6 protein-coding genes and 2 tRNA genes are annotated in these 7,829 nt (G+C 68.6%); 3 read left to right on the top strand and 5 right to left on the bottom strand.

What is annotated here, in order from left to right; all coding sequences use genetic code 11:
- Nucleotides 1-172: 172 nt before the first annotated feature.
- Nucleotides 173-1,468, bottom strand: coding sequence for a glycosyltransferase family 87 protein (locus Vqi01_RS29660; RefSeq protein WP_204038443.1), 1,296 nt, complete (start codon nt 1,466-1,468; stop codon nt 173-175).
- 73 nt (nt 1,469-1,541) lie between these two features.
- Here Vqi01_RS29660 and orn point away from each other — a divergent pair, with 73 nt between their 5' ends.
- Both orn and Vqi01_RS29650 read left to right on the top strand, forming a co-directional pair.
- Nucleotides 1,542-2,132 carry an oligoribonuclease gene (gene orn / locus Vqi01_RS29655; protein ID WP_204038442.1) on the top strand — a complete coding sequence of 197 codons (591 nt, stop codon included), beginning with the start codon at nt 1,542-1,544 and terminating at the stop codon, nt 2,130-2,132.
- A gap of 109 nt (nt 2,133-2,241) precedes the next feature.
- A tRNA-His gene (locus tag Vqi01_RS29650) sits at nt 2,242-2,317 on the top strand.
- 182 nt (nt 2,318-2,499) lie between these two features.
- Here Vqi01_RS29650 and Vqi01_RS29645 read toward each other — a convergent pair.
- Both Vqi01_RS29645 and Vqi01_RS29640 read right to left on the bottom strand, forming a co-directional pair.
- Entirely contained in the window at nt 2,500-3,789 is a 1,290-nt protein-coding gene (locus tag Vqi01_RS29645) for a L,D-transpeptidase (RefSeq protein ID WP_204038441.1), read from the bottom strand.
- A gap of 124 nt (nt 3,790-3,913) precedes the next feature.
- A complete protein-coding gene (locus tag Vqi01_RS29640) occupies nt 3,914-5,176 on the bottom strand; it encodes a L,D-transpeptidase (protein WP_204038440.1) in 1,263 nt (420 codons plus the stop codon).
- Between the two features lie 186 nt (nt 5,177-5,362).
- Between Vqi01_RS29640 and Vqi01_RS29635 the strand changes: the two genes are divergently transcribed.
- Nucleotides 5,363-5,438, top strand: a tRNA-Lys gene (locus tag Vqi01_RS29635).
- A gap of 179 nt (nt 5,439-5,617) precedes the next feature.
- Here Vqi01_RS29635 and Vqi01_RS29630 read toward each other — a convergent pair.
- Both Vqi01_RS29630 and Vqi01_RS29625 read right to left on the bottom strand, forming a co-directional pair.
- Nucleotides 5,618-6,193, bottom strand: a complete 576-nt coding sequence (locus Vqi01_RS29630; RefSeq protein ID WP_204038439.1) for a flavoprotein — start codon at nt 6,191-6,193, stop codon at nt 5,618-5,620.
- Nucleotides 6,190-7,527 carry a hypothetical protein gene (locus Vqi01_RS29625; RefSeq protein ID WP_204038438.1) on the bottom strand — a complete coding sequence of 446 codons (1,338 nt, stop codon included), beginning with the start codon at nt 7,525-7,527 and terminating at the stop codon, nt 6,190-6,192. Before Vqi01_RS29625 ends, Vqi01_RS29630 begins: the two co-directional genes overlap by 4 nt.
- Between the last annotated feature and the right edge of the window lie 302 nt (nt 7,528-7,829).

The raw sequence follows: 7,829 nt of genomic DNA, 5'->3' as shown, positions 1-7,829 counted from the left end.
CAGGGCAGGGCAGGGCAGGGCAGGGCAGGGCAGGGCAGGGCAGGGCAGGGCAGGGCAGGGCAGGGCAGAGCCGCGGGCGGGGGCAGCGGGGCGGGGAGTGGGGGGGGCGGCCCTCCGCTGCCGACACGGAGGGCCGCCATTCACCGGGGGATATCGGTGGCTTGAGAGGAGATTACCGGGGAAGGGGCGCCTCGGGAAGAGTGTCCGGTTCGCGTGATTCCGCCACCGGAGCGCCGGCCTCGGCACGCAGCGGCAGCGCGACCAGCAGCACCAGGCAGAGCAGCACGTACGTGTTGCGCAGCAGGAACGCCCAGGGGGTGCTGGTCGGCTCCGGGGCCACGCCGAAGTCGTAGAAGGAGACCACGCCGTACACGATGATCGCCGAGGTGCCGACGGCGAGGGCACCCAGCCGGCGGCGCTGACGTGCCCCGGTGGCGGTGCGCGGATCCGTGCTCAGCGTCGCGTCGACCAGGATCACCACCGCGGGGATGAACCAGTAGATGTGGTGGGTCCAGGTGATCGGGCTGACCAGGGCGGCGACCAGGCCGGTCAGGGTGAGGGCGGCGAGCGGGTCCCCGGCCCGGGACGCCCGAACCGCCCGCCACAGCCCGTACCCGGCGACCGCCACGACCAGCGGCAGCCAGATCAACCGGTCCGGCTCCTCCGGCGCGGTGAGCCGGCTCAGCAGCCCGAACAGGGACTGGTTGCCGGTGTAGTCGGTGCGGCCGACCCGGTCGGTGGCCCACAACTCGTGCGTCCAGAACCGCCACGAGTCGGCGGGCGCGACCGCCGCAGCGAGCAAAGTCGCCCCGGCGGCCGTCGCTGCGGCGACCGCCGCCGCCCGCCACCGCCGGGTCGCCAGCAGGTAGACCACGAAGATGCCCGGAAAGAGCTTGAGCGCCGTCGCCAGGCCGATGCCCACCCCGGCCCACCGGCTGTCCCGGGGTACGGCGAACAGCAGGTCGGCCAGGATCAGCACCACCAGCAGCATGTTGATCTGCCCGAAGGTGATGGTCTCCCGGGTGCTCTCCACCGCCAGCACGAGCAGCACCCCCACCACGAGAGTGAACAGGTGCGGCAGGCCGTGCCGACGGATCACCGGATCGAGCAGCCACTTCGTGGTGACCACCACGCCCAGCAGGGTCAACCCGGTGAAGATCACCACGGTCGCGCCCAGCTTCGGCAGGGCGAACGGCAGCAACAGTAGGGCGGTGAACGGGGGATAGGTGAAGTACAGCTCACCCTGCACCCGGTCCGGCTGGACGTAGTCGTAGAGCGGATTGCCAGCGAGCCACCAGTCCATCGCCGACATGTAGATCTTCAGGTCGAAGAAGTTGTGCGTGATACCGGGCAGGTAGAGTGCCGGCAGCACGGCCGCCATCGCCAGCGCGCCCACCATCCGACGTGCCGTACGGCTACCGGCGTCCTCGACGTCGGCGGCAGAGGGTGTGACGGGATCGGCGGGCACGGGAAAGACCCTAGCGGTCGGTGGCCCCGGCGGCGCGCAGCCACGTGGCTTGGGCTGCGCGTAGGCTGTCCCGGTGGCTGATCTTCTCGTCTGGATCGACTGTGAGATGACCGGGCTCGACCTGCGGGGCGACAAACTGATCGAGGTCGCCGCACTGGTCACCGACCCCGATCTCAACGTGCTCGGCGACGGCGTCGACGTGGTGATCCACGCCGACGACGCGGCGCTGGACGCCATGCCGGAGATCGTCCGGACAATGCACGCCAAGTCAGGGCTGACCGACGAGGTGCGCCGCTCCACCGTCACCCTGGCCGAGGCCGAGGACCTGGTGCTCGACTACGTCACCCGGCACGTCAAGGATCCGCGTACCGCCCCGCTCTGCGGCAACTCGATCGCCACCGATCGCGGGTTCATCGCCCGGGACATGCCCCGCCTCGACGCCCACCTGCACTACCGCATGATCGACGTCTCCTCGATCAAGGAGTTGTGCCGCCGCTGGTACCCGAGGGTGTACTTCGGCCAGCCGCCGAAGGGCCTGGCGCACCGGGCTCTGGCAGACATCCGGGAGAGCATCCGGGAGTTGGAGTACTACCGGCGGACCATTTTCGTACCGCTGCCCGGTCCCGACGTGGAGACCGCCAAGGCGATCGCGGCCGAGCTCTGAGGCTCCGCCGCCCGGCGGCGAGCCCGCTCGGCAACCCGGTGGACGCGGCCGGCGGTGGTGTGGGTATTATTGCCCCGCACCCGCTAAGGGCAACCGGCGCGGTGGCATGGTGGCTGTAGCTCAGTTGGCAGAGCACCGGGTTGTGGTCCCGGTTGTCGTGGGTTCAATTCCCATCAGTCACCCCAAAGCATCAGGCCCCCTCCAGCACGGAGGGGGCCTGATGTGTCCATGAGTCGCGGCGTGTCCGGCCGCTCGGGTTCTGGAGTCCGGATCGCCCGATCTAAATCGGCGACGGTGTCTCTTCCTTTGCGCCACGTTTCCGTGGTTTCGGCGGCCCCGCGCGGAAGGGGCCGCCGCAACGACGGGCTCAGGCGGTGGTGGCGGTCTCGCTCGCCGAGACGTCGGGATCGGTCACGTCGTCGTCCTCGGTCAGTGCGTCCTCGGCCGGCTCGTACGGCAGGGCGCTGCCCTTGACGTACTCCTCCCAGCTGACGTTCCAGTCGGTCCAGCCGTTACCGAGCTGCAGCTTGCGCTCGGTGCCCTTCACGACGATCGGGTCGCCGACGCGGGTGTTGTTGAACAACCAGGCGCCGTTGGCCATCGAGACGTTCACGCAGCCGTGCGACACGTTGGTGCGGCCCTGCACGCCCTCGGACCAGGGCGCGGCGTGGATGAACTCACCACCCCAGGTCAACCGCTGGGCGTAGTCGATCTTCGTCCGGTAGCCGTCCTCCGGGCCCAGCTCGTCGTACGTGTCGAAGACCGTCTTGCGCAGCTTCTCCATCACGACCATGGTGCCGCTGGAGGACGGGGTGCTCTTCTTGCCCAGGCTCACCGGAATCGTCTTGATCGTCTTGCCGTCCCGGGCCACCGTCATCCGCTTGGTCTTGTTGTCCACCGTCATCACGAGCTTGGGCCCGATCTTGATGTCGACGGTCAGGTCGGCCCGGCCGTACCAGCCGTCACCCAGCGGCAGGCCGCCCGCCTGCACCCGGTACGACACCTTGCTGCCGGCCTGCCAGAACTCCTTCGGCCGGTAGCGCACCTCGGTGGGGCTGACCCAGTGCCAGACGCCCTCCTGGGCCGGTGTCGAGGTCACCGTCATCCGCCGCTGGAGGTCGGCCCGGTACTTCTCGGGAATCTCCCGGCCGAACTTCACGATCAGTGGCATGGCCACCCCGACGGTTTGGTCGTCGCCGAGGAAGCTGCTGATCCGCACCTGCTTCTCCGGCTGCTTCATCACGGTGAACGCGCTGGTGGCGGTCACCGGACGGCCGTCGTCGCCGGTCGCGGTGACGGTGGCGGTGTACGACCCGCCGTACTCCAACGCCTTCGCCGGCAGCCAACTCTTGCCGTCCGTGGCGAGGGTGCCTTCGACAGCTTTGCCGGCCGCGTCGGCCAACTCAACCGTGGTCTCCTGGGCCTGCTCGGCGTCGAAGATGATCGCCGTGGACGCGGGGACATCCTTCGCGTCGGCTGCCGGCTCGGTGATGCTCACCGACGCCTTCGGGGCCGGCTCTTCGGCCGCGTCCTGCCAGCCCGGTCCCTGGCCGCCGCTCTTCCCGCCGGTACAGGCGGAGGTCAACGCCAACGTCGCGGCGAGCACCGCCGCGACGAGTGCCCCCCGCCGCCGGTTGCGCTGGTCCCGAACTCGCATGGTGTCCTCACAGTCGTGGTCCGCTGCCTGTTCACGTCACAGACGCACCAGAACTCCTACCCGTTGCAGGAGGTGAACTGAAACACGTGGCGCGGATTGTCCGGATGATGACAGGTCGGACCGGTCACAGGGCGGGACCGGCGCCACCCTCGGGAACCGGGAGCGCGCTGCCCTTGACGAACTCCGCCCAGCTCAGGTCCCACGCCGTCCAGCCGTTACCGTGCGCCAGCTTACGCTCAGTGCCGGTGATGGTGATGGGATCACCGATCTTGGTGCGCTGGAAGAGCCAACGGGCGTTCGCCATCGACACGTTCACACAGCCGTGCGAGACGTTCTGCCGCCCCTGCACGCCCTCCGACCAGGGGGCGGCGTGGATGTACTCGCCACCCCAGGTGATCCGCTGGGCGAACTGGATGGGGGTGACGTAGCGGTTCTCCGGATTCGGGTCGTCCCTGGTGTCGAAGATGGTGTCCTCCTTCTTCTCCATCACCACGAGCGTGCCGCTGGAGGAGGGAGTCTTCTTCTTGCCCAGGCTCACCGGAAGCGTCTTGACCAGCTTTCCGTTCTCGTACACCCGCATCTGCTTGTCGGAGTTGGTCACCTTCATCTCGAAGGCCGACCCGATCTTGGCGGTGGCCTTACGGTCCACGTTGCCGTAGCGGCCGTTGCTCAGCGGAATGCCGGCCAGCGCGATGCGTACGGTGATCTTGGTGCCCGGCTTCCAGTACTCCGGCGCCCGGTAGTAGGCCTGGGTGCCGCTGTCCACCCAGTGCCAAGCGCCCGGCTGCGGCGGATCGGTCTGCACGAACATCCGCTTCTGCACCTTGGCCCGGTCCTTCTTGGGGATGCCCGGGTGGAACTCCGCCACCACCGGCATCGCCACCCCGTACGTCTTGTCGTCGAAGAGGTAGAGCCCCGAGGCGATCATCGAGCTGGGCTTGGCCATCGTGGTGAAGGTGCTGGTCCCCTCGCTGACCGTGCCGTCGGGCCGGCTCGCGGTGACCTTGGCGACGTAGGTGGTGGACCACTTCAGCGGGGCCGACGGGACCCAGGAGGAGCCGTCCGTACGCAGCTTGCCCTTGACCTGCTTGCCATTTTCGGTGGTCAGCGTGACCTGAGATACCGTGGCACCGTCCGGTAGCTTCGTGCCGATCTCCACGCTGACCGGCCGGTCCTTCGCGCCGTCGGCCGGGCTCACCTCCAGCGGCGGCCCGCTCGGCGCCGCCGGCTCGTTCGGTGTCCCCGGTGCCGCTGCCCCGGTCGCGACAGCGGTGGCCCCGTCGACGAACTGGGCGCCCCCACGCTTCTCGCCACAACCCGACAGCGCCAGCGACGCCACCAGACCCAGGACGCCCACCAACGCCCCGGCCCGCGCGAACCTGCCCATCCCCACCCCTGTCTCACGCACCTGGCGGACATCGTGCCCTATCGCTGCCATCCGGCATCAGCGAGTCCCAAACCTTATGTGCGCTTTCGCGGCTGTTGCCGCAAAAGCTCGACCGAAGGGGGGACCCGGGTATCGGATTGGAACCCGGTTCAGCGGCCGTGCTAGTGTTTCCCCCGTTGTCAGCGAGCGCCGCTAGCTCAACTGGCAGAGCAGCGGACTCTTAATCCGCGGGTTGTAGGTTCGAGTCCTACGCGGCGCACCAACGAGCACGGCCCTTGACCTGGTAGATCTTCGCCGGTCGGGGCCTTTTTGGCGTACGCCGGCGGTGGCTGGTCGCTCGCCGGATACTCGAGAGCCGTTGGACCGGTCCGGCATCGGTCGGACGCGGTGCGATGCCACGGACAGCGGGTTAGGTGCGACCGGGGCCTGGTTTGGTTGCGATTAGCCGTGGCCGGACCTGGCCGATCGAGCCGCATCGGCAAGTCGGGTTGCTGTCTCGAATGCCGTCGTCCAGGGGAAGGTGCGCTGGCGGTCTTTCCCGCTGCCGGGCGGGTGTGGTTCCCATTGGTTCTCGGGGCCGAGCAGGATGTGTGCCCCTTCCTCGCGGAGGCTGGCCACGGCATGGCGGAAGGGCGAACGGGCAGCGAGTGCGGCGTTGACGAACGGGACGATGACGGTCGGTACCTTCCGTCCGATCAGTTCGGCGACCGAGGTCATGGCGTAGTTGTCGGCGAGGCCGAGGGCGATCTTGTTGATCGAGTTGTACGTGGCAGGTGCGATGAGCAGGGCGTCGGCGGCGGGTAGCGAGCGGCGGTCGCCCGGGGAGACCCGATAGCTGGATCGCACCGCAGCACCAGTCAGCTCCTCGATCGCAGGGGCGTCGAGAAAGCCGATGCTGTTGGGTGTGGCGGTGACGGCGGTTGTCCAGGAGTGCTTCTGCGCGGCGCTGATCAGTTGGGCCACGTCGGCGGCGGGCCCGGCGGCGCAGACGACGATCTGGAGGTGGCCGCCGGTCATAGCCGGATCCCGGCCTCTCGTGTGAAGTCGACGACGGCGGTGCGGGCGGAACCCTTGGCAAGGAGCGCGAGTTCGGTGGCGATGCGTTGGACGGCCGGGCGGCAGCGGACCTCCTCGGGTGCTACCTCGTACGCGGTGCGCAACGCGGTCAGGCCGTGTTCGTAGCGCCCCCACTGGGTGTAGGCACGGGCGACATCGACGTAGAGCGACGCCTTGCGCTCAGCAAGCGTCACCTTCTCCAGCGGTACCGTGCGCGCGATGCCGATAGCCGTGCCGGCATCGCCGAGGGTGCGGGCGACGTTGACCCGGTGGAGCAGGACGTTGGCGGCACCGAACCCGGTCCACCGGTCGTTGCCGTCGTAGCCGAGTTGGGCGGCGGCGCGGCTCGCTTCATCGAGCATTGCTTGCGCGGTATCACGGTCATCGCTGCGGGCGGCGGCGACGGCACCTCGGAGGACGAGGGCGCCGTAGACGGCTACCGCGTCAGTCGACGCGAGGCGCGTGTTCCGGTCGAGCACGGTGGCTGCGTTGCCGGCGAGGGTCACTGCCTGTTTGTCGTGGCCGTTGCTCATCAGGGCGTGGGTCATGATCCGAGCACTCGTGGCGGCGGCTACCGGCTCCTCACTGGCCGCAGCTGCTCGGGTGCTGCGTTCGGCTGCGACCAGGGCCATGCCTCGATCGCCGACCTTGAGCAGGACGCTGCCGACGACGTGGTAGAGGTCCGCTGCCAGGACTTCGATGTGCCTTCTCTGTTCGTCCTGCGCGTAGGCCCTGGCGGGTTCGAGTGCGGGCAGCAGCGTTACGAGCTGGTCGAGAACGCGTTCGTATCGGCAGGCTTGGTAGTCGATCTTCGCGGCGGCCACGGCTTGGGAGAACTGTTGAGCGGACAGCGCCACCGCGTTCGGATGGCGTGGCGAGACGAGCGCGTCGAGTAGTGGTGCGATGCCGGGCGCAGCGGCGATGCCGATCGTCGCCCCGCGTAGCAGATCTCTTCGTCGCACGTCACCATCCGAGCCGGAGTCACCTTGCGTGTCATCGCCAGTATCCGTATCCATACCGGCATTCGGCAGCGTGGTGCCCACGGTTGCACCGCTGGTACCCGTCGCCAGCAGGGCCTCGAAGCGTTCCCGTGCGTCGAGTGTGGCTCGGGCCAGCACGGTGTCCAGCGCAGCCTGCATGTCGGCGCGCGGGAGAACCTTGTCGCCCTGGCTGCTCCACTTGGCCACAGTCCGTCGCGCCGCGCCCAAGTGCTCGGCGAAGGCAGTCACGCTCATCCGCAGCGCGTTGCGCAGTGCGTTCGCTTCCCGGCCGGTCCAGGTCGTCACCGGAGCCATCGCAGGTCCTTCCGAAACGGACAGTCTTCGGCCTGGTGATCGTACCGGCACATGGGGTGACGGCAGGTGCGCCGCCAGTGCACCAGTCGGACATTCCGTCTACCCGCCTCCCCGGATCAGGCTGGGTGTGCCGGTTACACCGCTTCCCCCAGTGTTCCGGCAAGTCAGCGGCAATCCCACGCTAGGGAGTTCCAGATGGATGTGCCGATTGGCGACAGGTCGGAATGCGACCCGACGCACCGGCAAGTGCTCGCGCCAGGCACTCCGTCGATCGCACGGGTGACTCCTCGTTCGCGTACCCC

This window comes from Micromonospora qiuiae (assembly GCF_016863555.1).
GTDB classification, from domain to species: domain Bacteria; phylum Actinomycetota; class Actinomycetes; order Mycobacteriales; family Micromonosporaceae; genus Micromonospora; species Micromonospora qiuiae.
Note: the sequence above shows the minus strand (reverse complement) of the source record. Positions and strands in the feature narration are given on the sequence as shown.